Below are 22,673 nucleotides of genomic sequence, written 5' to 3'. Positions count from 1 at the left end.
ATGACGTTGACCCTGCCCACCTGGCTGACCCTGTTGCGGATCGTGATGATCCCGGTGCTGGTGCTGGTGTTCTACCTGCCCTACACCTGGACCAACTTCGCATCGGCGGCGATCTTCGGCTTGGCTGCGATCACCGACTGGCTTGATGGCTGGATAGCGCGTCGCTACGGCCTGGAATCGGCGTTCGGCGCCTTCCTCGATCCGGTCGCGGACAAGCTGATGGTGGCAGTGGCGTTGTTCCTGATCGTGCAGGGTCATCCGACCCCGTGGATGGCGTTCTGGGCGGCGGTGATCGTTGGCCGCGAGATCGCGGTGTCGGCGCTGCGCGAGTGGATGGCCGAACTCGGCCAGCGTGCCAAGGTACGCGTGGCGATGATCGGCAAGGTCAAGACCACCGCGCAGATGGTCGCGCTGCTGTGCCTGTTGTACTCGGTGGCACCCAACGTGCCGGTCAACGACATCTGGATGGGCCCGCCGGTATTCCATATCGGTGACTGGACCCTGGCCATCGCCGCCGTGCTGACTCTGTGGTCGGGCCTGCAGTACCTGCACGCCGCCTGGCCCAGCCTGCGTGACGACGAACGCGCCGCGCGCGAGCGTGCGCGGCAGAAAAAGCTGGGCAACTGAGCACCGGGGTCGGATCCCTTTCCACAGGAAAGGGCTCTGACCCCCTGATTGCAGCCATCCACGCATAGCGTGGATCTACTGGGGTATGCCGTCTTCGACGTGCACATGGTCCATTGATGCGGACGTAAATCCGCCAATGAAGTGCGCTTCGCGATGCTCTGGGCGCTTGGGTGTAAAGGCGCCTGATCGAAGCGCCCAGTCGTACGCGCCTTCATTCAACGGATAGCAGGTGAGCACACCCGTCAGCGCGTGTTTGGCCGCCCATGACAAGCCTGCCTCACGATTGCCGAAGACGCCCCCGACGAAGCGCGCGCCTGCGCCGTGGAAGACCCAGATCTCAGTTGGTTCGGTGTTGATGTTCGAGCCTCGGCTGGATGTACACCGGCATGGATACAACATGTCGGTCGCTTCGCGAAACCCCCTGAAAAAACCGCTTGACGCCATTCCCAGAATAGGTAAAATTTCGCCTCCCAAGCGGGAATAGCTCAGTTGGTAGAGCGCAACCTTGCCAAGGTTGAGGTCGCGAGTTCGAGTCTCGTTTCCCGCTCCAGATTCAAGAAAAACGCTCCCGCAAGGGGGCGTTTTTCGTTTGCGTCCAGCGCGCTTCATACCCACTTCACCGCCACTCCATCGCCCCACCATGCGGAGGCTCGATGCTGCATCTCCCTTCTCAAGTGGTGATGCCGCGATGCCTCACACTCCACCAGCCTACGATTACGACGTGGTCATCGTCGGCGCCAGTTTTGCCGGTGCCGCCTGCGCGCTCGCCGCCGCCCAGTACGGCCTGCGCGTCTGCGTGCTCGAACGCAAGGCCGACCCCGGCGAGCGCCTGCACACCACCGGCATCGTGGTGAAAGAGGCGATGGAACAGACCTGGCTGGGGCGCATGCCCGAACACCTTGTGCAGCGTGTAGCGCGCGTGCGCCTGTACGCACCGAACCTGCGCAACGTGTTGTTGGCCGCACCGGGCTACTACTTCCTCACCACCGATACACCGAACCTGATGCGCTGGCTGGCCAGCGAACTGCGCGCCAGTGGCGTGGACCTGCGCCTGCAGCAGTCGTTCACCGGGGCCTGTCGCGATGGCGATGCGTGGCTGGTCGAAGGAGTGGGGCGCACCGGCTATCTGGTCGGCGCTGACGGCGCGCGTTCGCGTGTCGCGCAGCGCACCGGCCTCGGTCAGGTGCGCGACAACCTGTACGGCGTCGAGCGTGAGTTTGCCGGCGTGCAGCTGCCGGAAGGCGATGCCTTGCACTGCTTTGTCAGCCGCCGCTTCGCACCCGGCTACATCGGCTGGGCCGCGCAGAATCCCACCGGTGTACAGGTGGGGCTGGCGCTGCGTCACGATCCCGAACATGTCCGTTCGCCGGATATCGAGGGTTTCCTTGAACATGTGCGCGACGTGGTCGGCCTTCCGCTCTCGGCCGAGGCTGCTGGCACCCGCGCGGGGCTGGTGCCCTGCGGGTTGCCGGATGGCTCGATCACCGCGCCAGGCGTGATCCTTACCGGTGATGCGGCGGGTGTCGTCTCGCCGCTGTCGGCCGGCGGCATCCACTCGTCATGGCGGCATGGCTGGGCGGTCGGCGATGCCATCGGCCTGCACCGGCGTGGCAAGGGACCCGCCGCCGAGCAGGTGGCACGGCAGGCGGCGCCCACTTTTCACCGCAAGCGCGTGCTGCGCTGGGCCATGGACCACCTGCAGCGGGACTGGCCGGTCGACGCCCTGCTACGTACCGGCCCGGTGCGCCGGCTGGCCGAGCAGATCTACTTCCATCGGCGGGGCGTGCGGGTGTGATCCGGAAGCTGAACGCTGCTTCATGATGGGAAGGCAGAATCCTGTTGACGCCGTGCAGCAATCCCGACACAATAGCGCTCCTTCGACGCAGGTCGAACGGAATATGCGGGAATAGCTCAGTTGGTAGAGCGCAACCTTGCCAAGGTTGAGGTCGCGAGTTCGAGTCTCGTTTCCCGCTCCAGATTCAAGAAAAACGCTCCCGCGAGGGGGCGTTTTTCGTTTGCGCGCCGCTCTGCAGGTGCAGCCCGCTAGCGCAGGATGCCCTGGCTCGCGCTGCACCAGGTACGCACGTCCGCACGGTTGAAACCGGCGCAGGCGTTCTTCCGCGGGATGTACAGATAGGGCGCGTCGGCCTGGTACGTGAAGTGGTAGTAGTAGGTGCGGTCCTGGCCATACAGCCAGTAGTTCGACGAGCCGTCATTGATCACGTACGGCTCGAAGGAGAAGATCGACGACTGCGCGGGAATGAAGTTGCTGCGGTCCATCAGCAGCATGACCGCGTTCGATGCCAGTGGCGTCGCCAGGCAGATCGCCATCGTGCCCACGATAAGCACGGCCATGAAGATGCCGAGCGTGCGGCGAGAGCTGGATTTCAAGCGTATTGCCTGCCGGTATAAGCGTTGCGGCCAATGTGCCCCAGCGCCCGCGGACAGTCCAGCGTTCAGCTTGGCGGCGCCGATGAAAGGCTGTGGAAAGGCCGAGGGTTCGCAATGCATGCACCGCACACGCGCTGTAACGCAGCTCCGACCGATTCTCCATGTCCACTCCACAATCGCGGCGTAGCCTCCTCGGCTTCTCTCTCCACGAAGGCGGGCGGGTGGCCAAACGTTTCACTTCCCCAGCAATGTCCGCTCAAAGGTATGTCCCCCTCCCGCGCATCGTACTGGCTGCCGGGGCGCTCCTGGCCAGCATGATGCTGGCAGGCTGCATGTCGGTGCCGGTTCCGGATCTGCCCGATCGCACTCCAGCGGTCTGGAATCAACCCGCTCCTGTGCAGCGGGGCGTGGCGGTCGATGCGCGGCAGTGGTGGAAGGTGCTGGCCGATGCGCGCTTGAACGCGCTGGTGGAAGAGGCCATCGCCGGCAATCTGGACCTGCAGCAGGCCACCCTGCGGCTGCAGGCGGTACGCCTGGTGTCGGGCACCGCCGATGCGCGCTTCCGTCCGGAGATAACGGCCAGTGCAAAGCAGGTGCAGGACGCCGCCGCGGTCGACACCTACTTCCACGCCGGCGTCGAAGCGATCTGGGATCTCGGCCTGTTTGGTGCAGCGGAAAGTGCGCGGCTGAGCGCGCAGGCGGCCAACGGAAATGCTGAAGCACTGCGCAATGCCGCACAGGTGGCGGTCATCGCTGATGTAGTGCGCAGCTATCTGGATCTTTCCGTCGCGCAGGCGCAGGCGGATCTGTTGGGTAAGCAACAGGCCGTTGACGCACGCGGCGAGCAACTTGGGCTGGTGCGGCAGCGCCTGCATCTGGACGAGCCTGGCGAACTGGATCGTCTGCGCGCGCGGCAGGCCGCCACACGCGCTGCCATTGCACTGGCGGATGAGAACGCAGGCAACGCCGCGCGTGCGCTGGCGCTGCTGCTGGGGCGCGATGGGCCGGATCCGGCCTGGAATGCCTACCGCACGCCGCCGCAATTGAGCGCCTTCACCCTGCAGCAGGTGCCGGCCGATCTGCTGCGCCATCGCCCGCAGATCCTGCTGGCCGAGGCCGATGTACTGCAGGCCACCGCCGAAAAGGGCAGCGCACGCGCGGCGATGTTCCCGAAACTGAGCCTGGGCGGCTCCATCCTCTACGCCTACAACCTCACCCAGAACGCACGCTCCAACTCCGATTCCAGCCCATCGATCGGTCCCTACATCGACATTCCGCTGTGGGATTGGGGCCAGCGCCGCGCGCGCTACCAGTCCGACGACAAGCAACTGGATGCGGCATTGCTGGGCTACCGCAAGGCCGTGCTGCAAGGCGTGGCTGAAGTGGAAGGTGCATTGGGCAGCCTGGCCCGCCAGAACAGCAGCATCCAATCGCTGCAGGTGGCCGACGACGCTGCCCGGCAGCAGGTCGCGCGACAGGCCCGGCAGGTGCAGCTTGGCCTCTCCAGTGAGTTCGACGGGCTGGAAGGCCAGCGTGCGGCGTTGTCCGCGCAGGCCGATCTGATCGGCGCGCAGGGGGCGCGCGTGCTCGCCTTTGCATCGCTGTACCGCGCCGTGGGCGGCGCACCTTTACCGGTCGAGCCAGAAGGCGACGCGCAATGATCGCGCTTGCCCGCAAAACGCTGGTCTACGAGTGGCGCAGGTTCCTGCCGGTCGTGCTGGCCATGTGTTTCGCCGGTGTGCTGCTGATCGTGCAGGCCGCGCTGGTGCTGGGCATCTTCGGCACTGCTGCGATCTATGTGAAGGCGTCCAGCGCCGATGTCTGGGCTGGCTTTGCCGGCACGCAGAGCGTGAACTACGGCCATGCGATCAGCGCGGATGTCGAAAACCGGCTGCGCATGGACCCGGATGTCACCCGCGTCGAGCCCTACGAATGGGTCGACGGCGAGTGGCGCTCCAGCGCGCAGGGCACAGGCAACGTGTCGGTGTACCTGTCCGGCATCTCCACCGCGGACCACGCGATGATGTTCTCGCGCATCCTGTCGCCTGGGCTGCGTGCGCAGTTGCGTGAACCTGGCGCGGTGATCGTCGACAGCGCCGACCTGGACACACTGGGCGTTGATCTACGCAGCAACCGTGCGTGGATCAACGGCAAGGCGGTGCGTGTGGTCGCCGCACAACCCGGCCTGCGTGGTCTCGGCGGCGTCAACGTACTGGCGTCCCTGGATACCGCGCGTGCCATCGCCGGAACCGACCCGCATGAAGGCAGTACCTATTTCGTGGCGGGCACGCGTTCGCCGGAATTGGCAGGTCGCGTGCGCGACCGCCTCAACGATTCAACGGGCCGCGCCACGCCTGTCGAATTCTGGACAGCACCGGAGTTCGCCAGCCGCTCACAGCAGTACTGGCTGTTCGACACCGGAGCCGGCATCGCGGTGCTGTTCATGGCGGTCATCGTCTGCTTCGTCGGCGCGGTGATCACCAACCAGTCGTTCGCGGCGGTGGTGGCCGGGTCGGTACGCGAGTACGCCACCCTCAACGCGCTCGGAGCAGGCCGCTATGCACTGGCGCGGGTGGTGTTCGAACAGGCCGTGTTGATCGGCGGTGTCGGCATGCTGCTGGCCGCAGCCTTCAGCACGGTGGTGCTGTTGGCGGCGCAGACCCAGCGCGTGCCGGTACAGCTCACGCCGATGGTGGTTCTCGGCTGCGTTGCGCTGGTCGCGGTGATGGCAATGCTGTCGAGCATCATGGCGGTGCGCAGCGTCGTCCGTTCTGATCCATCGTTGCTGTTGCGTTGAAGGGCGACTGATGACGAACGCCTCCCTCACTTCCCCGACGCTGCGTGCCGACGCACTGGAGAAGGGCTTCGTTTCCGGCGATGTGCACGTTCCCGTGCTGCGTGGCCTGTCACTGGACATCTATCCCGGCGAACTGACCCTGGTGTCGGGCCCGTCCGGCTGCGGCAAAAGCACGCTGCTGTCGCTGATGTCCGGGCTCTCCACGCCCGATGGCGGTCGCGTGCACGCGCTGGGGCAGGACGTCAGCCACATGACGCGCAGCGAGGTGGAGCGCTTCCGCCTGCATCATGTCGGTTTCGTGTTCCAGGGCTTCAATCTGTTCCCGGCATTGACCGCGCTGGAGCAGGTGCAGCTGCCGTTGGGCTATCGCGGCATGCGCAACCGCGACAGTGAGCCGTTGGCGCGACAAGCGTTGGAAGACGTCGGCCTCTCGCACCGCAGCCACATGCGCCCGGCGCAGTTGTCCGGCGGTGAGAAGCAGCGTGTGGCGGTAGCCCGGGCCTTCGCCAAGTCACCCACGTTGATCTTTGCCGATGAGCCCACCAGCGCACTGGACGCCGAGAACGGCCAGCGCGTGATCGACATCCTGCATCGCTATGCGCGCGCACATCAGGCCACGGTGCTGTGTGTAAGTCACGATCCACGCCTGATCCGCCATGCGGACCGGGTGATCGCCATGGAAGACGGCACGGTCCGCGATGACCGTCGCCAGAACGAAACCGTAGGGCCCAGCCGATGACCAGAATGCCGCCGTTGTTCTCCCTCAGCATCTCCTTTGGCGCGGCCTTGCTGCTGGGTGCCTGCAGCAAGGATGCACCCGTACCCGCACAGCCGGCCGCATCCACGTCCACCAGCGTGGACAAGGTGGCCGTCGCCCGCGGCGTCATCGATGTGGAGGGCGGGCTGATCGCACTGGTGCCATCGATGGATGGTTCGGTCAGCATCGCGCCGGTGAAGGAAGGGGCGGTGGTCCGCAAGGGCGATGTCCTGCTCACCCTGGATGGTGCACTGCTTGAACAGGAAGTAGGCATGGCCAACGCCGAGCTCGCGCTGGCCACCGACCGGTTGAAGGGCACGCAGGCGCAACTGCGCGAGCTGGAGCGCAACGCCACCCGGTTGGCCACTGGTGCAAGCGAGGGCGTCTCTTCCAGCCAGCAGGCCGACGCGGCCAGGCAGCAGTTGGCTGGCGTTCGCGCCGATGTCGATGTGGCTGGAGCGCAGGTCGAGATGGCCCAGCACAAGCTGGAGCACGCCAAGCTCAAGCTGCGGCAGATGTCGCTGACTGCGCCGGATGCCGGCACCGTGGTCGGCCAGGTGCCCGGCGTGGGTGCGTTCGTGCAGGCCGGCAAGCCGGCGATGTCATTGCTGCCGGCGCGGCCGCTGCAGGTGCGCGCCGAACTGAGTGCGTCCTATGCCGATGCAGTGCAGGTGGGCATGCGCGCGACGGTGGTGATCGATAGCGATGGCAACGAGGGAAAACCGCTGCCGGAGGCACGCGTGGTCCGCATCAGCCCGGTGTTCGCGACGGCGCGGTTGCCGGAGGATGCAGGGCGCGGCGTGGCCAAAGTGGTTGAGTGCGTACTGGAGTTCGAGAGTGCGGCAAAGGCGCGCGTCGGCCAGCACGTGCGGGTGGAGTTCCGGAAGTAACGGCGTTGCTCTCTATGGGCGCGCGCGGCCTGCTTGTTTCCTTTTGGCAAACGCCCGCCACGCACTGACCAGCGACGCCAGGCACAGCGCCAGCAACAGTCCCACATCCAGAAGCAGCAGCCACAGCAGGTGCATTCCCTGTACCGGTGGCTGGTGCATCATCGATGCCAGCCACGGGAAGGTCCACGCCAGCAGCAACACGCAGGCGATCAACAGTCGCAGCCACAAGCGACCGAACTTCCAGGGGCGCACGATCAGCGCAGCGATCACCATCTCGACCGTACTCAACAGCGCGAACACGACAACGCTGCTGGTCGGGTAGGGCAGGGTTCCGCCTTCGAAGTGCCGCAACATCCAGTAGTCCGGGGTGAAGCCCGCATTGACCAATGCGGCGATCACCGCCAGCCAGGTGAGGGCGACAAGGAGCCAGAACAGGCGGGCGTAGCGAGGTCTCGTGGGCGGGTTCATCGGTGCTGCGGGCTGTTGACGGCGTGAAGGAATTTGGACACAATAGCGCTCCTTCGACGCAGGTCGGAGAATCTGCGGGAATAGCTCAGTTGGTAGAGCGCAACCTTGCCAAGGTTGAGGTCGCGAGTTCGAGTCTCGTTTCCCGCTCCAGATTGCACAGGGCCCCGGTTGGGGCCTTGTTTTTCTCCCGCCACGGCAAGGCGGGGCACGTTGAGCCACAAGGCTTTGCGCGCAGTCAGAAAAGTGAAAAGAGTTGTGAAATGGCTGGTGTGTGTCCCGGGCTTCCGGTACCATGACGGCTTATGCGGGAATAGCTCAGTTGGTAGAGCGCAACCTTGCCAAGGTTGAGGTCGCGAGTTCGAGTCTCGTTTCCCGCTCCATGTTCCGACAGGCCCCATCGCGGGGTTTTGTCATGTCAGGGGCGTCGTTCCTGATCGCAGTACGTTGGCCTCATGGCAGAGTGGCTATGCACCGGATTGCAAATCCGTTTACAGCGGTTCGATTCCGCTTGAGGCCTCCAATTGAAAAGCCCTGACCTCGGTCAGGGCTTTTTCTTTGCGCGCAGTCCGGCGCCGGCAGGCTGTACCAAAATGCACATGCGACCCGCCAGGGCCGGCTGCTAACGTCGCCGCTCTCCTCTTCTGCAGTGGTGGCCGCAGTGCGAAACCTGGCGATCCAGCAGGCCGTGTACATCCCCCTCGGCGCGATGCTGACACTGATCGCCTTTGCATTCACCGTGCCCGGCTACCACTCGCTCTCGCAGCACCTCAGCGAGCTTGGCCTGCTGCCGGGGCTGCCAGCCGAGGTGGTGCAGGCCGGCCCGGTGGCCAGTGGCTCGGCCATCATCCTCTTCAGCCTCGCGTTGCTCGCCCAGGGCCGCCGTTTCGCGCTCACTGCGCTCACCTCCACCCTGTTCGGGGTGTCCATGGTCAGCAATGGCGTCTTCACCATCGGCAGCCCCATGCATGGCCTCTATGGCATCGGCATCTTCTCGATCCTCACCCCGCTGCTGTTCCTTGCAGAGCTGGGCCCACAGGCGTCAACGCGGATGGCATGGTTTGCGCCCGCCAGCTCGCTGCTGGGCATGGCTTATCTGTGGCTGATGATGTCCGGCTTCGATCCGGAGCCCTATCGCGGCCTCACCCAGCGCCTTGCGCTGCTGCCGGCGTTCGGCTGGTACACCCTCGCGGCGCTGGAGCTGCGTCGATTCCGCGGTTGAGCCAAGCGCTTCCTGCAGCAAGCGCTGGCAGTCTGCGGCCAGACATTCAGGCCGCCGCTGGCGCCGGGTCGTCAGCACGAAAATTACGCGCCACCGGCGTGGTGGTGCCCACGTAATGACGGAACAGGTAGATCAACGGTGCCCAGCGCTGCACGTCGATGTGCTGGGTACCTGCAATGGTGATCGCCTCGTGTGCATGCACCCGGCAGATCCGTCCTTCGACGATCATGAAGCCCTGATCCTGCGTTCCGCTGGGTCGATGCGAGGCGAGCAGCGCGACCTCCACCTGCAGCGGGCATTCGGCGATCGCCGGCGGTGCCACCAGCACCGAGTCGACGCGGCTGAAGCCGCCCAGTGCGAACTTGTCACGCACATGCACGTAACCCATATCACGCTTCGAATCCGGCACAGGGGTGCGCGCGGTGGCGCGGGCGATGGCTTCAACCTGCGTCGCCTGCGTCGCATCTGCGAAGTTCAGTACGCATTCGCCGCGTGCCAGAAGATTGCTGCAGCCTTGGCCCTGCTCGCCGATGCCGAGCACCACGCGGTCGCCCAGCGCCCAGAATGAGGAAAGCGGGCTGATGTTCGCGCTGCCGTCTTCGTTCAGCGTGGTCATCAGCACCACCGGCGTTCCCGGATAGAGCACGGAGGGGGTGATGCAACGACGTTGGATATCTTCCGGTGGCATGCTTGAACTCGTTGGTTGCGGGCGATCACTGTGCCCTGTGCAAGGACGCGGACGCTTCGATCCAGGTCGAATGATGCGTGGCAGGGGGCGTGCCACAATGCGGCCATGGCCCAGACCTCCCGCGCTTTCATCAATGTCGGCACCTTGGTCGGGGACCACGCACGCGCGGCCATGCTGTTGACGTTGATGGATGGCCGCGCGCACACGGCATCCGAGCTGGCTGGCGTAGCGGGCATCTCGCCACAGACGGCAAGCAGTCATCTGCGGCGGTTGCTCGATGGGGGCATCCTGGCCGTGGCGGTGCAGGGACGCCACCGTTATCACCGGCTTGCCTCGACCGAGGTCGCCGACATGCTGGAAGGCATCCTGCGTTTCAGTGATCAACGCCCATCGCTCTCTCCGCGAACCATCCGGGTCGATGCCGGCTTCCGTCGGGCACGCAGCTGCTATCAGCACCTGGCAGGTGAATACGCCGTCGCCATCTCCGACCACCTGCTGGGCACCGGGGCGATCACCGCATCAGCAGACCACTGGCAGCTGACGGCTCATGGCGCCGACGTCCTGCGCGCCGTGGGCGAGCCACTGGCAGAGCTGATGGCGCGATCACCGAAGGTGAAGCCCGAGCGCTACTGCCGCGGCTGCCTGGACTGCACCGAACGTCGCCCGCACATGGCGGGCATGGTCGGCGAAGCCATGCTGCAGAGTTTCCTGCTGAACCGCTGGCTGCATCGCCTCGAGGGGCGGCGCGAACTGCGGGTCACGCCAGCCGGGCAGGCGGCGTTCCGCAGGTTGTTCGACGTGGGCGACTGAGACCCGCCACGCGCCCCTGCCAGTCTCAGCCGGTCACGACATGGCGACGGGGTATGGTCGAGTTCTGGTCTTCGGGAGCAGCAATGGCAGGCAAGGACATGAGGGGCTGCATGCATGATGCAGCTGGCGGGCAATGAGCAGATCCACCGCAGATGTGCGCTGGCTCACATTCCGGCTGAAGAACGGGCAGTCCATCGGCCCCGATCAACTGAAGGACGGCTGGGTCCTCGCCTCGGAGAGCCGGCATTGTGACGTGCGCCGCGAGCGCATCGAGGGCGCAGGCGTGGTCTATGCGCTGTATGGCCCGCCGGATCTTCCGTCGCCCCGCCGCGCCGAACTGCGCATGCGCGACTTCCTCATGCGCTCCGGCTATACCTTCACCATGGGTACGCTCGGCCACTGATCCGGTGGGCCATTGCCACGCTCGGCTCTGCCGCCGGTGAGGACGGCAGCGACAGCAACGGAAAGCGCGAACCGGCTCCCGGGCTGGGAGCCGGCCGGAGTGCAGGTCAGGGCGACGGGCAATCCATTTCCCTGCAGAGGCGATACGCGAGGTCGCACTGTGCAGAAGTGGGGCCACCCGGATTATGGGTGGCACGAAGGCACTGCTGATACTTCAGGTCGCAGAACTCGCAGGGGCCGGCAGCGAATGCGAAACCTGAAACTGCGACAGCAAGGAACATCATGGTCTTCAAGGTCGTCTTGATCATCACGTCAGTCCTTTGTTTGCCCTTCAATGGGCGAGGCAACAATAGCAGTGGTTTCCCGGCACGCCTGGTGCGCTGCCGCAAGGTGCGGATCACAACGAAGTTCTTGCTGCCCTGAGCGCCTCGACCACCTGTGAATCTGTAAAGCCGCAGTGTCCTTCGCCCACCGCAGGCAGTACGTGTGGCAATGGCGCGGCGCCAGCGTGCTCGGCCAGTTGCGGATACACCGCCTGCATGCGCGGCACGATGCTCGGGTCGTTGTTGTTGAACTGGATCACCAGCGGTCGCTTGAGCGCGCCGGTCAACGCCAGCTTTTCGCGCACGTATAGCTGTGCCGGCGCAGCAGGTGCCAGCCGCTGCACGCCCGCGTTGAACGCCTTGTCGTCACCGAATCCGCGGTAGGCGGTTCTCACGTTGCCGACCGGCATGCCGCCAGCGCGCGCGGCCAGTTCGTGCAGGATCATCGCGTGCAGGCTGATCGTGCCCGGCAATGCCTCCACACTTACTTCCAGCCGTGTGGCCAGTTGCGCAGCCACGGCCGGGCGGGTCTGAAGCGCGGCAGCGATGCCTTGATAGAGCGCCATCTGCGATAGCGCCGCAGCTTCTGCCGAAGCCAGGCCCTGGCGGGGCAGCCCTTCGGCCTCAGGGAAGAAATAATCGAACGCCACCAGTGTGGTCAGCAGGTCGTTGGCCAGTTGTTCGCCGGGCAGGTTGGCGCCACACAGCGAAACTCCGCCGTCGTAATGCTGCGGCAGGCGTTCGAGGGTGGCGACGGCCACCGCACCGCCCATCGAAAAGCCGAGAATCCAGGTGCGACGCACGTCCTTCAACTCGGACAGGGCGTGCGCGCGCAGGCGTTCCATGTCGCCGATCGCATCTGCTACCGCCCAGCCCTGGCTGGCATAGGCGCTCTGGGCCACGGCGTAACCTGCCGCCAGCAGGCTGGCAGTGCTTTCGTTGGCCGGCATCGGTGATGGCTGCGGCACACCGACCGGCTCGTAGCCATGCGCCAGCATCACCAGTTCGCCATTCCAGCCGGCGGGCACATCCAGGCGCCAGCGTGCGCCCTGCAACTCGCCGCTGGAGGTGCGCGGCGTGGCTGCGGGTGCGGCGGACAGCGGGGTGTGTGGCAGCAGCAGGGCAAATGCCAGGGCCAGCCGGTGGAGCGTGCGTGTCCTGGGCATCGCTGGGGCGGGTGTGGTTGGCATTGGCTTTGCCCCTCGGTGCGATCAATTGCCGGCTTGCCGGCAGGATGTGTCGCTTGTATAGCGCCGCCCCGGCACGGCGGCCAGTGCCGCGCACAGCAGGGTCGAATCCGATACGATCTGACGTATCTGCCTTCCTTTGCTTGACCTGGAGTCCCGTCATGGCTGATCGTCTTGCCATCCTGCTCGAACGCTTCGCGGTCACCGCCTCGGTGTTCCATGCTGGCGCGCTGTGTGGCATCAACAGCCTCGAAGGAGAGGGCGAGGCTGGCCAGTTGCATCTGGTGCGGCGCGGCCCGTTGCAGGTCAGTCATGGTGCGCAGACGGTGCAGGTCGACGTTCCCAGTCTGCTGTTGTACCCGCGACCGCTGCCGCACCGCTTCCACACCGATCCACAGCTCGGCGCCGACATGGCCTGCGCCAATCTCCATTTCGAAGGTGGCAGGCTCAACCCGATCAGTGCGGCGCTGCCCGACTTCATCTGCCTGCCGTTGGCCGAGCTGTACGGCGGCCATGGCGCCCTGGAACTGCTGTTCGAGGAGGCATTCGAGCAACGCTGCGGCCGCGCGGTGATGGTCAACCGCCTGTTCGAGGTGGTGATGATCCAGGTGCTGCGGCAGCTGATGGAGGGGGGAGGGATGCGCGGTGGCCTGTTCGCCGGGCTCGGCCATCCACGACTGCGGTTGGCGCTGGTGGCGATGCATGAGGCGCCGGCCCAGGCGTGGACACTGGAGGATCTGGCCGACGTTGCAGGCATGTCGCGCAGCGTGTTCGCCGCCAGTTTCCGCGAGGCCATGGGAACCACGCCCGGGCATTATCTGCAGGGGTGGCGGGTAGGCCTGGCGCAGCAGGCGCTGCGCCAGGGCCGACCGTTGAAACGGATCGCCGACGAGGTCGGCTATGGCAGCGAGGCGGCGTTGTCGCGGGCGTTCAAGGCGCACACCGGGCAATCGCCACGGCAGTGGCGGGGACAGGCGCGCGTTGCCGCCGGCTGAGCGTCAACCCAGCGCGAGCCGGGTCAGCTTCATGCCGGCGAACAGCCCGGCCAGGCCAAGGGCGACCGAGCCGCCCGCGTAGAGTGCGGCCAGCCCATGCTGGCCCCGCTGCAGCAGCAGGCCGGTTTCCAGCGAGAAGGTGGAGAAGGTGGTGTAGCCGCCAAGAATGCCGGTGGCCAACAGCAGGCGCAGTTGCGGCGACGCACCGTTGCGCAGGGCAAATGCCTCCACCACCACGCCCATCAGCAAGGCGCCGCTGATGTTGACCAGAAAGGTCGACCACGGCCAGGAACTGCCGACGGCGGCGCGGGTGCCGATCAGGTTGCAGGCGTGGCGCAGGCAGGCGCCGACACCGCCGCCCAGGAACACCAGCACATAGTTGTTCAATGTCTGCATTGTTTGCCTCGAGTGCGTGTTCGCAGGTTCGACGGCGTACGCAATGGCGGGCACGGCCTGCCATCGACGAACGCCGGGTTCGTCGCAGCAGGAGCCATCAGCCATCTCAGGCGGTTATCGGGGGAGCCCCATCCCCATCGACCACCATGCTACCAGCCCGCGATGGGTCAGGGCAGGGCCGTCATCACCACGCGTGCAACCTTGCCGCGGCTGACGCCCTCCATCAGCAGGTCATGGGCCATCAGCCCCAGCGTGGCCTCGCGGCGGTAGCCAACCTCCAGACCGCGCTCGGCAAGGATGTGGGCAACCAGCTCATAAGCCGCTTGCCAGACATCCAGATGGGCTTCGCTGGGCATGTGCATGTAGGCCGTGCCGCGCTCGCCGACTCCCCGTCCCAGCGGGCCGAACAGCAGCTCCCGCGGGTCCAGCTTCACCGCATCGGCGATGCGGAACAGCTGTTCGGCTTTCACGTGGTTGGCCTTGACGTGGTCGTTGAGCCAGTTGCTCACCGTTGCCGTCGTCGTTTCGGCGGCACGTGCCAGGTCGGCCGGGCGTGCATGCCCGGCGTCCTTCATGGCGACCGCGAGTCGTTGTCCAAGAGTATTCATCTATGCAAGCCAGCTTAACGCGTGGAATCGAAAGAGGCCTTGGCGCAAGAATAAGTTTGATGATGAAAGGGATCGAAAATGGACGAATTCTGGAGCAAGCGGCAGGTCCGCACGCGGCTGGGCTTTTCCACCGACGCAGAGCTCGCCAGACTGTTTGGAATCAGCAGATCCGCTGTCTCGCAATGGCCCAGAGGCTTTCCCATCCCGCCGCTGAGGCGCTACATCCTGCAGCAGCGGTACCCCGCGCTGTTCCCTCTGGATCAGGACCCGAACGATGAAACTGCATGAGATGCGACCAACACTGTCGCAGATAGACCGCTAAGATCAATTTGCTAAGCATGCTTAGCAACATAGGCAGAATCGATTGCCCCGCCCGCAGCGATGGGCTGAACTGTGATGGGCATCAGGGATCATCACCGACCAATGTCGACATCGGCACGGAGACTCTCGATCCTCTTCGTCACGCCGCTTCATGAACGATTAATAATTTCAATCGCGAAAGTCGCGCTCTGTAATTGACGTGTCGTGAAATCTATGACTAATTGGCATCAACCGGTTGTGAAGGCCGGGAGTCTTTCAGTAGCTCGCAAGTGAATCGGTCGACCGTCAACGATGCAGAACAAGTCCAACGGAGGTCGTATGGAATACGGCATGCATGGCTTGGCTGAACGGGTACGCCGCGAACTGGAAGCCAGTTATCACAAACACGGATGCGGTCCGGCGTTCTGGGATACCTACCAGCAGGTGCTTGACCGTCTGGTTCCGCAGGGGACCGGGCGGACCGATGTCACCAACGAAATGGCGCTGATCATCGAGCAACTGGGCATCGTCCGTCGCGCCCAGCTGGTACCGCCGCGCCCGGGCGACCCGGGCTGACTCAGAGCAGGCGCCAGGCGCCACAGGCCAGCAGGGCCAGCAGCATCGATGCCAAGGCGGTGGTGCGGGGGCGCCACCACCGACGTGGCTGGCCGGCCATCACCTGCGGGCTGCAATAGCTGATCAGGCCGGGCCCGAAGCCCGCCTGCTGCTGTTGCCGGGTGCACGCTTCCAGACAGGCCCCACAGGCCAGGCAGTCGGCCTGTGGGCCATGGCGGATGTCCAGCTGCATCGGGCAGGCGCTTACGCAGGCCATGCAATCGATGCAGTCGCCCAGCCGATCTGCATTGAAGGTCGGCATCGGTCCGGCCAGCAGTGGATGTGCGGCACGGAAAACGTAGTCCTGCGCGGTGGTCGGGTCAAGCAGGCCACGACCGCGGCCGAGCACGCCGCCCAATGCCGGCGGGCGGGCGCCGCGCGGTTCGCCACGGCGTGCGTCATACAACATGCGCGGGGTGTGCGGGTCGGTCAGCAACGGCTGCATGCGCGCGAATGGACAGAGCGATCGGCACACCTGTTCGCGCAGGAACCCGGCGTTGCCCCAGGTGGCGGCGGCATAGAACAGCACCCAGAAGGTCTCCCAGCCGCTCCAGCTGCCATCGAATGCGTCGGCGACCAGTTCGTGGATCGGACTGAAAAATCCCACGAAGGTGATCCCGGTCCACAGCGACAGCAGCAGCCAGGCCAGCTGGGTCGCCGGTCGCGCCAGCTGCGCTGGCATGGCGCGGGACAGTGCCTGCGCGATCCCGTCGAAGGCCCGTGTCCACAGCGTCTGCGGGCAGGCATGTCCGCACCACACGCGACCGGCCAGATGGGTGAGCAGGGCCAGGCCCACCGCCATCGCCGCCAACAGGCCCAGCAGCACGCCGACGTCATTCGGCCACAGGGTCCACGCGAACAGGTCGAAGCGGCGCGCGTCGAGGTCCAGCAGCAGGGCCTGCCGGCCATCCCACTGCAGCCACGGCAGCCCGTGGAACAGGGCCAGCAGCGCAAGGCCCAGGGTGCGGCGCCAATGCCACGGGCGCGCTGGCGGGGAAGCGACGATGCTCATCCCAGCGGCAGCTCCTCGTCCTCGTCGTTCGGCATCGGCCGCAGCAGGTAGCCGGTCACCGCGCTGGAAAGTGCGGTGACGGCCCAGAACATGAAGAACCCTGCGGTGTAGCCCAGCTCACGGCTGATGGCCGTACCCGGGAAGCTGATTGCCTGCAGCCGCAGTGGATCGACGAACGCAAAGAACACCACGCAGGCCAGGCCGGCGGCGATGAAGCTGGGCCACAGGACTGCGCCCCAGTGCTGGATCAGCCGCTGGCGGCTGGAAGACGGTGTGTTCATGCGGGTTCGGGTCGAAGAAGAGGGCGGCGCGTATACTTCGCCGTAGTTGGCGCAGCATCCGCAGGGCATGCTTCCTGCAAGCGTGTCAGCCTAGGTGCGCCGCAGTGCGCTGACATTGATCTGGATCAACAGGAGTGTTGGCGGCCTGCGGCACACTGCCGATCCGCATTTGGTGCCCTGATGAACGCAACGCCCACGACCGATATTCCCGTTGCTTCACCAGAGCTGTGCAGCGAGGAGGAAGTGACCCGGCTGGTTCACGATTTCTACGCGCGCGTGCGTGACGAGGAGCGTCTGGGGCCGGTGTTCGAAGGTCACGTGAAAGACTGGCCCGAACACCTCGCCCAGCTCGTGGATTTCTGGTCGGCGATGCTGCGCGGGACGCGCCGGTTCAAGGGCTCGCCGATGTCCAAGCACATGGCAATCGATCTGGAAAAGGATCTGTTCGACCGCTGGCTGGTGCTGTTCCACATCACCACGGCCGAATGCAACAACCCGCCGATGCAGGCGCTGGCCGACGATGTGGCCGCCCGCATCGCAGAGACCTTCTGGCGCCGCTACCAGATGCTGCGCTGGCCGCAGGTCATGCTGCCGGTGCTGGGCGTCCCCGCCAAGGATTGATCTGGGTCAAGGCGCTGCGCCTGGACTGGCGCGATGCTGGCGGCATGGACACGTTCTCTCCCGCTGCCGGTGGCCTGGCCTGGACCTTCGATCCCGATCTGCTGCGCCGGCATGACCGGCCCGGGCCGCGCTACACCTCCTATCCCACCGCGCCGCACTTCCATGACGGCTTCGATGCACCGGCGCTGCGCCAGGCGATCGCCGACAGCAACCCGCTGGCGCGCGCGCTGTCGTTGTACGTCCATGTGCCGTTCTGCTCCAGCCCCTGCTTCTACTGTGGCTGCAACCGGGTGATCACCCGCGACCGCGGGCGTGGCCACAGCTACGTGTCACGCGTGCTGGCCGAGGCGGATCTGCTGGCACCGCAGTTCGCCGACGGCCGTGAAGTGATCCAGCTGCACCTCGGCGGCGGCACACCGAATTTCCTGGATGCCGATGCGATGACCGCACTGGTCGAGGGCCTGCGCCGACGCTTCGATTTCAGCAGTTCGTCGCAGCGTGATTTTTCCATCGAACTGGACCCGCGCTTCATCGACACCAGCGACGTGGCGATGCTGGCCAGGCTCGGTTTCAACCGCGCCAGCCTGGGTGTGCAGGATTTCGACCCGCAGGTGCAGGAATCGATCAACCGCTTGCAGGGTGTGCGGCAGACGCTGGACATTCTGCGCGCGTGCCGCGACAGCGGCATGCGCTCGGTCAATGTCGATCTGATCTACGGCCTGCCCGGGCAGAGCCTGGAGGGCTTCGGCCGCACCCTGGAACTGGTGCTGGCGCTGCGCCCGGATCGACTGGCGGTGTACGGCTATGCGCACCTGCCACACCTGTTCCGCGCGCAGCGGCAGATTGACGAAAGCCGCATGCCGTCGCCGGAAGACAAGCTCGCGCTGCTCGGCCTGGCGGTGGAGCGCCTGTCCGCGGCCGGCTACCAGTACATCGGCATGGACCACTTCGCATTGCCGGAAGAAGATCTGTCGCGTGCCCAGCGCGCCGGCCAGCTGCATCGCAACTTCATGGGCTACACCACCCATGCCGACACCGATCTGATCGGCCTTGGCGTAAGTGCGATCAGCCATGTGGGTGCCACGTACAGCCAGAACCCGCGTGACCTGCCGTCATGGGAAAACGCGGTGGACCAGGGACAGTTGCCGGTCTGGCGCGGCGTCGCGCTCAGTGCCGACGACGAGCTGCGCGCCGAGTTGATACAGCAGTTGATGTGCCAGGGTGAAGTGGATGGCACGTCACTGGCCCAGCGCCATGGCGTCGACTTCGAAACCTATTTCGCCGAAGACCTGCAGGCCGTGCAGCGCCTGCAGCAGGATGGCCTGGCCGAGTACCGCGATGGGGTGGTGCGCACCAGCGAGCCGGGGCGGCCGCTGCTGCGCCTGCTGGCGATGTGTTTCGATCCCTATCTGCGTACCGCCCAGGAGCAGCCTCGCTACTCGCGGGCGATCTGAGCGCAGGCCTCAGCGCTTGCCGACGCCGCGTTCGGGATGGCGGGCTGCCATGCCACCGCTGGAGGTGGTGGTCCAGTTGCCGTTGAGATCGCGCACGCTGGTCGAGTAGGAGCCATCGCTGTACTCGGTGCGCCACCTGCCGCTCAGGTCACGCTTGCTGACCGAGTAGGCCCCGTTGCTGTACTGGGTGCGGATGTTGCCGTTGAGGTCTGTGCTGCTGTTGGAATAGCTGCCATCGCTGTGGGTGGTGCGTTTGCGGCCACTCAGATCGGTGGTGGTGGTCGAGCGGCTGCCGTTGCTGTGTTCGGCGATCTCGCGTCCAGACAGGTCGCGCCTGATGCGGCTGGACGAGCCGTCGCTGTTACGGATATCCCGGCTTCCGTCGAGGTTGCGGTGGCTGTTCGAACGGCTCTGCGCCGATGCGGGTGCGGTGGCCTGGGCGAGCAGCGTGACCAGTGCCAGCGATGATGCGAGCCATATCCATTTCACGGGTGATCTCCTTATGCGTCGTTCGGCGGCCGGGGCGGCGCGTCCGATTCTGCCATGCCGGCCTGAAGCCGTCCTGATCGCGGAAACGGTATGCGAATGGCCGCATTCCGTTCAGTAGGGTGCTGTGCGGAACCAGCGGTGCGCGGGCCCTTTGCGGGGAGTGTCGATGCGTGATTGGGTGGTGCCCGGAGCCGGGATCGAACCGGCATGGGGTTGCCCCCGGCGGATTTTAAGTCCGATGCGTCTACCAGTTTCGCCATCCGGGCCTGCAGCGCGCGCCGATTGTAACGGAATCGCCGCCGCTGCCACCGGCTAACGCTGCTTTTACGCAGTCGGGCGCGGGGCTGGGTACAGTCCGCCAACGTTTCCGGGAATGGCGATATGCGTGCACGTGGTGGCAGGCGATGGATCGGATGCAGTGCCGTCCTGGGGCTGATGCTGGCGATAGGCCCGGCCGCCGCGCAGCAGGCACCAGCACCCGCGGGCCCGGTGGTGGACATGGATACGGTGCAGGTGACCGGCGAACAACCCGGCCCCGGCCTCTGGAAGGTCACCGCTCCACAGGGGCATGTGCTGTGGATACTGGGAACGGTCTCGCCGTTGCCAAGCGGCGTGCAATGGCGCTCGGATGAAGTCGAACGGGCCATCGCCGGTGTCGACCATGTGCTGGGCGATCCGGGTTTCAGCCTCGATGCGAAGATCGGTGTGTTCAAGGGCTTGACCCTGCTTCCGCTGGCGATGAAGACCGCGCGCGATCCGCAGGGGCGCACGCTGGATCAGATCCTGCCGGCGGCAACGTACGCACGCTGGCTGGGGCTGAAACAGACCTACATGGGCAATGACCGTGGCGTGGAAAAGGATCGTCCGCTGGTGGCCTCCGGTCGCCTGTACCAGGCGTTCCTCAAGCGCAACGGCCTGCGCGACGGCAAGCAGGTGAAGGAAGCACTCGGGCGTGCCTACAAGGCCCGCGATCTGAAGCCGGAAGATGTGCAGGTGAAGCTGAAGGTCGACGACATCCGTGGCACGTTGAAGGAACTTCAGGCCACCGAAGTCGATGACCGCGCATGCTTCGAACGCACGCTCGATACAGTGGAATTCCAGGCGCCGGTGTTGCGTGAGCGTGCCAATGCCTGGGCGCTCGGCGATGTCGCTGCACTGCGTCGGCTGTCGGGCTCGGCGATGGCGCAGACCTGCCGCGAACTGCTGCAGGACTCGGCCTTCGTACGCCGGCGTGGCTGGAGCGACATGCCGCAGCAGGTACGCACGCGTTGGCTGCAGGGCGTGGATGCGGCGCTGACCCATCACGCTGGCACCTTCGCGACGGTGCCGGTCAGCCTGCTGCTGGGTGAAGGTTATCTGGACGCGCTGACGCAACGCGGCTATCAGATCGAGGCGCCGCCGGAATAGTCAACGCTTGAACTCCTCGCGCTTCCTGTCATATTCCTCTGCACTCAGGAGGGGAGTGATGGACATGCCGTTGCATGCGTACGCCTATGTCAGCACGGCCAGGGAGGGACTGGACGTGCCCGAGCTCGATGCGTTGCTGGCCGATGCGACCGCGTTCAATCGCATGGCCGGGGTGACCGGGGCGTTGATGTTCGATGGCAGCCGTTTCCTGCAGTACATCGAAGGCCCACGGGATGGACTGGCGTCGGTGCACGCGCGAATCGGTAACGCGCGACGCCACGGCAGCATCATCCAGCTGGCTGCAGGCCCGATCCCGAGCCGTTGGTTCCCGCGCTGGACGATGGCCAACCGGCAGGTGGATCCGGCGACGCTGGACAGCATCGTGGCGGCGCCGTGGCAGGGTTTCAGCCTGGAACTGGATCCCCCGGACCATGGTTTCGGCCTGTTGCTGCGGGCCTGGACCGGCAGCCACGGCGAACTGGAGCCGGCCGCCGTCAGCCTCGGATCCTGATCAGGACGTGGTCTGGCGCTGCTGCCGCGGTTAACCTTGTCGGCATGTTTGCCTGCACCAGGACCCTCGCATGACCCACTGGACACCGTCGCCAGCTGCCGGACGCCGCGCATGAGCGCGCCAATCGGCGCAGCCCGGATGCCGTCCCCGGCCATCATCGGCCTGGGCTATGTCGGGCTGCCGTTGGCGGTGGCTTTCGGCCGCCAGCTGCCCACTCTGGGGTACGACATCGACGCCGCACGAATCGCCGAACTGGCCGGCGGGCAGGACCACACACTGGAGATGGAGCCGGACGAACTGGCCAGCGCGTCGCTGCTGCGCTACAGCAGCGATCCGGCACAGCTCGACGCCTGCAACGTCTATATCGTCACCGTGCCCACGCCGATCGATGCGTACGAGCAGCCCGATCTGGAGCCGCTGCGCTCGGCGACGCGGCTGATCGCCAGCCATCTTCGCGCCGGTGACCTGGTGATCTACGAATCCACCGTCTATCCGGGCACCACCGAAGAAGTCTGCGTGCCATTGCTGGAGCAGGGCTCGGGCCTGCGCTTCAACGACGATTTCTACTGCGGCTACAGCCCCGAGCGGGTCAGCCCCGGCGACCGCAAGCGGCGCCTGGCCGACATCCGCAAGATCACATCCGGTTCGACGCCGGAAGTGGCGGCGGTGGTCGATGGCCTGTACCAGCGGATCATCACCGCCGGCACCTTCCCGGTACCGTCGATGCGGGTCGCCGAAGCGGCCAAGGTGGTGGAGAACATCCAGCGCGACGTCAACATCGCGCTGGTCAACGAGCTGGCCCTGATCTTCGATCGCCTCGGCATCGACACCCAGGATGTGCTCGACGCCGCAGGCAGCAAATGGAACTTCCTGCCGTTCCGGCCGGGGCTGGTGGGAGGCCACTGCATCGGCGTGGACCCGTACTACCTGCTGCACAAGTCCGAAAGCATGGGCTACCACCCCGACCTCATCCATACCGCGCGTCAGGTCAACAACCGGGTGGGCGAACATGTGGCTACCCGTGTCTTGGCGATGCTCGCCGAACGTGGTCGTGCGCCGGCGCAATCGCGCGTCCTGGTACTGGGCGTGACCTTCAAGGAGGACTGCCCGGACCTGCGCAACAGCCGCGCGCTGGAACTGGCCCAGCGGCTGGCCGACAGCGGTGCGCAGGTGGACGTCAGCGATCCATGGGTGGGGCCGGCGGCACTGGCGGACGAGGGTGTGAACTGGCTGGCCGAGCCGGTGGCCGGCAGCTACGACGCAGTGGTGCTGGCGGTGGCGCATGAGAGCTTCAAGGCGATGGACGATGACCATATCCGCAGCCTGCTGGCACCCGGTGGACTGGTCTACGATGTGAAGTCCGCCTGGCCGCGCAGCGTGGTCGACGATCGCCTGTAGGTGCTCGCGCGGTAGACTCGGGGGCAG

General features: G+C 65.7%; 28 protein-coding genes, 6 tRNA genes and 1 riboswitch. Of the genes, 22 read left to right on the top strand and 12 right to left on the bottom strand.

What is annotated here, in order from left to right; genetic code table 11:
* A complete protein-coding gene (pgsA, locus tag MRBLST15_RS05855) occupies positions 1-627 on the top strand; it encodes a CDP-diacylglycerol--glycerol-3-phosphate 3-phosphatidyltransferase (RefSeq protein WP_099820053.1) in 627 nt (208 codons plus the stop codon).
* A gap of 75 nt (positions 628-702) precedes the next feature.
* Here pgsA and MRBLST15_RS21085 read toward each other — a convergent pair whose 3' ends face one another.
* Entirely contained in the window at positions 703-1,026 is a 324-nt protein-coding gene (locus MRBLST15_RS21085) for a DUF7710 domain-containing protein (protein ID WP_422664275.1), read from the bottom strand.
* Positions 1,027-1,101: 75 nt separating this feature from the next.
* Here MRBLST15_RS21085 and MRBLST15_RS05850 point away from each other — a divergent pair.
* From MRBLST15_RS05850 to MRBLST15_RS05840, 3 genes are all read left to right on the top strand, one after another.
* Positions 1,102-1,177: transfer RNA gene (locus MRBLST15_RS05850), tRNA-Gly, on the top strand.
* Between the two features lie 138 nt (positions 1,178-1,315).
* Positions 1,316-2,422 carry an NAD(P)/FAD-dependent oxidoreductase gene (locus tag MRBLST15_RS05845; protein WP_367785451.1) on the top strand — a complete coding sequence of 369 codons (1,107 nt, stop codon included), beginning with the start codon at positions 1,316-1,318 and terminating at the stop codon, positions 2,420-2,422.
* Between the two features lie 105 nt (positions 2,423-2,527).
* Positions 2,528-2,603 (top strand) — tRNA-Gly (locus MRBLST15_RS05840).
* Between the two features lie 67 nt (positions 2,604-2,670).
* On the opposite strand, the gene MRBLST15_RS05835 is transcribed toward MRBLST15_RS05840, so the two are convergent.
* Entirely contained in the window at positions 2,671-3,018 is a 348-nt protein-coding gene (locus MRBLST15_RS05835) for a hypothetical protein (RefSeq protein ID WP_367785450.1), read from the bottom strand.
* A 332-nt stretch (positions 3,019-3,350) separates the two neighbouring features.
* Between MRBLST15_RS05835 and MRBLST15_RS05830 the strand changes: the two genes are divergently transcribed.
* Genes MRBLST15_RS05830 through MRBLST15_RS05815 form a run of 4 tightly spaced genes read left to right on the top strand, consistent with a single transcriptional unit; the run spans position 3,351 to position 7,462 of the window.
* A complete protein-coding gene (locus MRBLST15_RS05830; RefSeq protein WP_367785449.1) occupies positions 3,351-4,679 on the top strand; it encodes a TolC family protein in 1,329 nt (442 codons plus the stop codon).
* Complete coding sequence (locus MRBLST15_RS05825) at positions 4,676-5,815, top strand: ABC transporter permease (RefSeq protein ID WP_367785448.1); 1,140 nt, start codon at positions 4,676-4,678, stop codon at positions 5,813-5,815. Before MRBLST15_RS05830 ends, MRBLST15_RS05825 begins: the two co-directional genes overlap by 4 nt.
* 10 nt (positions 5,816-5,825) lie before the next feature.
* Entirely contained in the window at positions 5,826-6,554 is a 729-nt protein-coding gene (locus tag MRBLST15_RS05820) for an ABC transporter ATP-binding protein (RefSeq protein WP_367785447.1), read from the top strand.
* Positions 6,551-7,462, top strand: coding sequence for an HlyD family secretion protein (locus MRBLST15_RS05815; protein ID WP_367785446.1), 912 nt, complete (start codon positions 6,551-6,553; stop codon positions 7,460-7,462). Before MRBLST15_RS05820 ends, MRBLST15_RS05815 begins: the two co-directional genes overlap by 4 nt.
* 12 nt (positions 7,463-7,474) lie before the next feature.
* Here MRBLST15_RS05815 and MRBLST15_RS05810 read toward each other — a convergent pair whose 3' ends face one another.
* Positions 7,475-7,930, bottom strand: a complete 456-nt coding sequence (locus MRBLST15_RS05810; protein WP_265951760.1) for a hypothetical protein — start codon at positions 7,928-7,930, stop codon at positions 7,475-7,477.
* A 74-nt stretch (positions 7,931-8,004) separates the two neighbouring features.
* Here MRBLST15_RS05810 and MRBLST15_RS05805 point away from each other — a divergent pair.
* From MRBLST15_RS05805 to MRBLST15_RS05790, 4 genes are all read left to right on the top strand, one after another.
* Positions 8,005-8,080, top strand: a tRNA-Gly gene (locus MRBLST15_RS05805).
* A 154-nt stretch (positions 8,081-8,234) separates the two neighbouring features.
* A tRNA-Gly gene (locus MRBLST15_RS05800) sits at positions 8,235-8,310 on the top strand.
* 66 nt (positions 8,311-8,376) lie between these two features.
* Positions 8,377-8,450, top strand: a tRNA-Cys gene (locus MRBLST15_RS05795).
* Positions 8,451-8,615: 165 nt separating this feature from the next.
* Positions 8,616-9,149: a DUF998 domain-containing protein gene (locus tag MRBLST15_RS05790; RefSeq protein WP_367785445.1), complete on the top strand. Its 534-nt coding sequence runs from the start codon at positions 8,616-8,618 to the stop codon at positions 9,147-9,149.
* A 46-nt stretch (positions 9,150-9,195) separates the two neighbouring features.
* On the opposite strand, the gene MRBLST15_RS05785 is transcribed toward MRBLST15_RS05790, so the two are convergent.
* The gene (locus tag MRBLST15_RS05785) at positions 9,196-9,837 is read right to left on the bottom strand and encodes a flavin reductase family protein (protein ID WP_414716140.1); all 642 of its coding nucleotides are present in this window, start codon (positions 9,835-9,837) and stop codon (positions 9,196-9,198) included.
* A 105-nt stretch (positions 9,838-9,942) separates the two neighbouring features.
* Between MRBLST15_RS05785 and MRBLST15_RS05780 the strand changes: the two genes are divergently transcribed.
* Together MRBLST15_RS05780 and MRBLST15_RS05775 are read left to right on the top strand one after the other, a co-directional pair.
* Positions 9,943-10,647, top strand: a complete 705-nt coding sequence (locus tag MRBLST15_RS05780; RefSeq protein ID WP_367785444.1) for an ArsR/SmtB family transcription factor — start codon at positions 9,943-9,945, stop codon at positions 10,645-10,647.
* A 133-nt stretch (positions 10,648-10,780) separates the two neighbouring features.
* The gene (locus tag MRBLST15_RS05775) at positions 10,781-11,050 is read left to right on the top strand and encodes a hypothetical protein (RefSeq protein WP_089240177.1); all 270 of its coding nucleotides are present in this window, start codon (positions 10,781-10,783) and stop codon (positions 11,048-11,050) included.
* A 106-nt stretch (positions 11,051-11,156) separates the two neighbouring features.
* On the opposite strand, the gene MRBLST15_RS05770 is transcribed toward MRBLST15_RS05775, so the two are convergent.
* Both MRBLST15_RS05770 and MRBLST15_RS05765 read right to left on the bottom strand, forming a co-directional pair.
* Positions 11,157-11,357 (bottom strand): hypothetical protein, encoded by a 201-nt coding sequence (locus tag MRBLST15_RS05770; protein ID WP_265951764.1) that lies wholly within the window; start codon positions 11,355-11,357, stop codon positions 11,157-11,159.
* 89 nt (positions 11,358-11,446) lie between these two features.
* Positions 11,447-12,538, bottom strand: a complete 1,092-nt coding sequence (locus MRBLST15_RS05765) for an alpha/beta hydrolase (protein ID WP_367785443.1) — start codon at positions 12,536-12,538, stop codon at positions 11,447-11,449.
* A gap of 182 nt (positions 12,539-12,720) precedes the next feature.
* Here MRBLST15_RS05765 and MRBLST15_RS05760 point away from each other — a divergent pair, with 182 nt between their 5' ends.
* Positions 12,721-13,554: an AraC family transcriptional regulator gene (locus tag MRBLST15_RS05760; protein ID WP_367785442.1), complete on the top strand. Its 834-nt coding sequence runs from the start codon at positions 12,721-12,723 to the stop codon at positions 13,552-13,554.
* Positions 13,555-13,557: 3 nt separating this feature from the next.
* Here MRBLST15_RS05760 and crcB read toward each other — a convergent pair whose 3' ends face one another.
* Together crcB and MRBLST15_RS05750 are read right to left on the bottom strand one after the other, a co-directional pair.
* Complete coding sequence (crcB, locus tag MRBLST15_RS05755) at positions 13,558-13,950, bottom strand: fluoride efflux transporter CrcB (RefSeq protein WP_367785441.1); 393 nt, start codon at positions 13,948-13,950, stop codon at positions 13,558-13,560.
* A gap of 81 nt (positions 13,951-14,031) precedes the next feature.
* Positions 14,032-14,095, bottom strand: a riboswitch (Fluoride riboswitch).
* A gap of 22 nt (positions 14,096-14,117) precedes the next feature.
* Positions 14,118-14,558, bottom strand: coding sequence for a helix-turn-helix domain-containing protein (locus MRBLST15_RS05750; protein WP_223880016.1), 441 nt, complete (start codon positions 14,556-14,558; stop codon positions 14,118-14,120).
* A 78-nt stretch (positions 14,559-14,636) separates the two neighbouring features.
* Between MRBLST15_RS05750 and MRBLST15_RS05745 the strand changes: the two genes are divergently transcribed.
* Together MRBLST15_RS05745 and MRBLST15_RS05740 are read left to right on the top strand one after the other, a co-directional pair.
* The gene (locus MRBLST15_RS05745; protein ID WP_108266613.1) at positions 14,637-14,846 is read left to right on the top strand and encodes a hypothetical protein; all 210 of its coding nucleotides are present in this window, start codon (positions 14,637-14,639) and stop codon (positions 14,844-14,846) included.
* Positions 14,847-15,197: 351 nt separating this feature from the next.
* The gene (locus tag MRBLST15_RS05740) at positions 15,198-15,434 is read left to right on the top strand and encodes a hypothetical protein (RefSeq protein ID WP_025875165.1); all 237 of its coding nucleotides are present in this window, start codon (positions 15,198-15,200) and stop codon (positions 15,432-15,434) included.
* A 1-nt stretch (position 15,435) separates the two neighbouring features.
* Here the strand turns inward: MRBLST15_RS05740 and MRBLST15_RS05735 are convergent, their stop codons facing one another.
* Together MRBLST15_RS05735 and MRBLST15_RS05730 are read right to left on the bottom strand one after the other, a co-directional pair.
* Positions 15,436-16,485, bottom strand: a complete 1,050-nt coding sequence (locus MRBLST15_RS05735) for a 4Fe-4S dicluster domain-containing protein (RefSeq protein WP_367785440.1) — start codon at positions 16,483-16,485, stop codon at positions 15,436-15,438.
* Positions 16,482-16,766: a hypothetical protein gene (locus MRBLST15_RS05730; protein ID WP_089240191.1), complete on the bottom strand. Its 285-nt coding sequence runs from the start codon at positions 16,764-16,766 to the stop codon at positions 16,482-16,484. Before MRBLST15_RS05730 ends, MRBLST15_RS05735 begins: the two co-directional genes overlap by 4 nt.
* 180 nt (positions 16,767-16,946) lie before the next feature.
* Here MRBLST15_RS05730 and MRBLST15_RS05725 point away from each other — a divergent pair, with 180 nt between their 5' ends.
* Complete coding sequence (locus tag MRBLST15_RS05725; protein ID WP_312705047.1) at positions 16,947-17,387, top strand: group III truncated hemoglobin; 441 nt, start codon at positions 16,947-16,949, stop codon at positions 17,385-17,387.
* A gap of 44 nt (positions 17,388-17,431) precedes the next feature.
* Complete coding sequence (gene hemN / locus MRBLST15_RS05720; protein ID WP_312705048.1) at positions 17,432-18,841, top strand: oxygen-independent coproporphyrinogen III oxidase; 1,410 nt, start codon at positions 17,432-17,434, stop codon at positions 18,839-18,841.
* A 9-nt stretch (positions 18,842-18,850) separates the two neighbouring features.
* On the opposite strand, the gene MRBLST15_RS05715 is transcribed toward hemN, so the two are convergent.
* Positions 18,851-19,330: a hypothetical protein gene (locus tag MRBLST15_RS05715; RefSeq protein ID WP_265951770.1), complete on the bottom strand. Its 480-nt coding sequence runs from the start codon at positions 19,328-19,330 to the stop codon at positions 18,851-18,853.
* A gap of 179 nt (positions 19,331-19,509) precedes the next feature.
* Positions 19,510-19,596: transfer RNA gene (locus tag MRBLST15_RS05710), tRNA-Leu, on the bottom strand.
* 232 nt (positions 19,597-19,828) lie between these two features.
* On the opposite strand from MRBLST15_RS05710, the gene MRBLST15_RS05705 reads away from it, so the two are divergent.
* From MRBLST15_RS05705 to MRBLST15_RS05695, 3 genes are all read left to right on the top strand, one after another.
* Positions 19,829-20,737 (top strand): TraB/GumN family protein, encoded by a 909-nt coding sequence (locus tag MRBLST15_RS05705; protein WP_367785439.1) that lies wholly within the window; start codon positions 19,829-19,831, stop codon positions 20,735-20,737.
* A gap of 58 nt (positions 20,738-20,795) precedes the next feature.
* Positions 20,796-21,248 carry a BLUF domain-containing protein gene (locus MRBLST15_RS05700; RefSeq protein WP_265951772.1) on the top strand — a complete coding sequence of 151 codons (453 nt, stop codon included), beginning with the start codon at positions 20,796-20,798 and terminating at the stop codon, positions 21,246-21,248.
* 111 nt (positions 21,249-21,359) lie between these two features.
* Positions 21,360-22,646, top strand: a complete 1,287-nt coding sequence (locus MRBLST15_RS05695; protein ID WP_265951773.1) for a nucleotide sugar dehydrogenase — start codon at positions 21,360-21,362, stop codon at positions 22,644-22,646.
* Positions 22,647-22,673 lie beyond the last annotated feature (27 nt).

This window comes from Stenotrophomonas sp. LST15-1-1.1 (assembly GCF_040815575.1).
GTDB classification, from domain to species: domain Bacteria; phylum Pseudomonadota; class Gammaproteobacteria; order Xanthomonadales; family Xanthomonadaceae; genus Stenotrophomonas; species Stenotrophomonas lactitubi_B.
This window is presented reverse-complemented; position numbering and strand designations above follow the sequence as displayed.

What these genes read in the sequence shown, in the direction of transcription:
- MRBLST15_RS05775 (WP_089240177.1), top strand. Translation starts at nt 10,781, where the DNA reads ATGAGCAGATCCACCGCAGATGTGCGCTGGCTCACATTCCGGCTGAAG.
- MRBLST15_RS05815 (WP_367785446.1), top strand. Translation starts at nt 6,551, where the DNA reads ATGACCAGAATGCCGCCGTTGTTCTCCCTCAGCATCTCCTTTGGCGCG.
- MRBLST15_RS05745 (WP_108266613.1), top strand. Translation starts at nt 14,637, where the DNA reads ATGGACGAATTCTGGAGCAAGCGGCAGGTCCGCACGCGGCTGGGCTTT.
- MRBLST15_RS05695 (WP_265951773.1), top strand. Translation starts at nt 21,360, where the DNA reads ATGAGCGCGCCAATCGGCGCAGCCCGGATGCCGTCCCCGGCCATCATC.
- pgsA (WP_099820053.1), top strand. Translation starts at nt 1, where the DNA reads ATGACGTTGACCCTGCCCACCTGGCTGACCCTGTTGCGGATCGTGATG.
- MRBLST15_RS21085 (WP_422664275.1), bottom strand. Translation starts at nt 1,026, where the DNA reads ATGTTGTATCCATGCCGGTGTACATCCAGCCGAGGCTCGAACATCAAC.
- MRBLST15_RS05780 (WP_367785444.1), top strand. Translation starts at nt 9,943, where the DNA reads ATGGCCCAGACCTCCCGCGCTTTCATCAATGTCGGCACCTTGGTCGGG.
- MRBLST15_RS05845 (WP_367785451.1), top strand. Translation starts at nt 1,316, where the DNA reads ATGCCTCACACTCCACCAGCCTACGATTACGACGTGGTCATCGTCGGC.
- MRBLST15_RS05740 (WP_025875165.1), top strand. Translation starts at nt 15,198, where the DNA reads ATGGAATACGGCATGCATGGCTTGGCTGAACGGGTACGCCGCGAACTG.
- MRBLST15_RS05785 (WP_414716140.1), bottom strand. Translation starts at nt 9,837, where the DNA reads ATGCCACCGGAAGATATCCAACGTCGTTGCATCACCCCCTCCGTGCTC.
- hemN (WP_312705048.1), top strand. Translation starts at nt 17,432, where the DNA reads ATGGACACGTTCTCTCCCGCTGCCGGTGGCCTGGCCTGGACCTTCGAT.
- MRBLST15_RS05765 (WP_367785443.1), bottom strand. Translation starts at nt 12,538, where the DNA reads ATGCCCAGGACACGCACGCTCCACCGGCTGGCCCTGGCATTTGCCCTG.
- MRBLST15_RS05830 (WP_367785449.1), top strand. Translation starts at nt 3,351, where the DNA reads ATGTCGGTGCCGGTTCCGGATCTGCCCGATCGCACTCCAGCGGTCTGG.
- MRBLST15_RS05750 (WP_223880016.1), bottom strand. Translation starts at nt 14,558, where the DNA reads ATGAATACTCTTGGACAACGACTCGCGGTCGCCATGAAGGACGCCGGG.
- MRBLST15_RS05810 (WP_265951760.1), bottom strand. Translation starts at nt 7,930, where the DNA reads ATGAACCCGCCCACGAGACCTCGCTACGCCCGCCTGTTCTGGCTCCTT.
- MRBLST15_RS05770 (WP_265951764.1), bottom strand. Translation starts at nt 11,357, where the DNA reads ATGATCAAGACGACCTTGAAGACCATGATGTTCCTTGCTGTCGCAGTT.
- MRBLST15_RS05825 (WP_367785448.1), top strand. Translation starts at nt 4,676, where the DNA reads ATGATCGCGCTTGCCCGCAAAACGCTGGTCTACGAGTGGCGCAGGTTC.
- MRBLST15_RS05705 (WP_367785439.1), top strand. Translation starts at nt 19,829, where the DNA reads ATGGATACGGTGCAGGTGACCGGCGAACAACCCGGCCCCGGCCTCTGG.
- MRBLST15_RS05735 (WP_367785440.1), bottom strand. Translation starts at nt 16,485, where the DNA reads ATGAGCATCGTCGCTTCCCCGCCAGCGCGCCCGTGGCATTGGCGCCGC.
- MRBLST15_RS05700 (WP_265951772.1), top strand. Translation starts at nt 20,796, where the DNA reads ATGGACATGCCGTTGCATGCGTACGCCTATGTCAGCACGGCCAGGGAG.
- MRBLST15_RS05725 (WP_312705047.1), top strand. Translation starts at nt 16,947, where the DNA reads ATGAACGCAACGCCCACGACCGATATTCCCGTTGCTTCACCAGAGCTG.
- MRBLST15_RS05820 (WP_367785447.1), top strand. Translation starts at nt 5,826, where the DNA reads ATGACGAACGCCTCCCTCACTTCCCCGACGCTGCGTGCCGACGCACTG.
- MRBLST15_RS05760 (WP_367785442.1), top strand. Translation starts at nt 12,721, where the DNA reads ATGGCTGATCGTCTTGCCATCCTGCTCGAACGCTTCGCGGTCACCGCC.
- MRBLST15_RS05730 (WP_089240191.1), bottom strand. Translation starts at nt 16,766, where the DNA reads ATGAACACACCGTCTTCCAGCCGCCAGCGGCTGATCCAGCACTGGGGC.
- crcB (WP_367785441.1), bottom strand. Translation starts at nt 13,950, where the DNA reads ATGCAGACATTGAACAACTATGTGCTGGTGTTCCTGGGCGGCGGTGTC.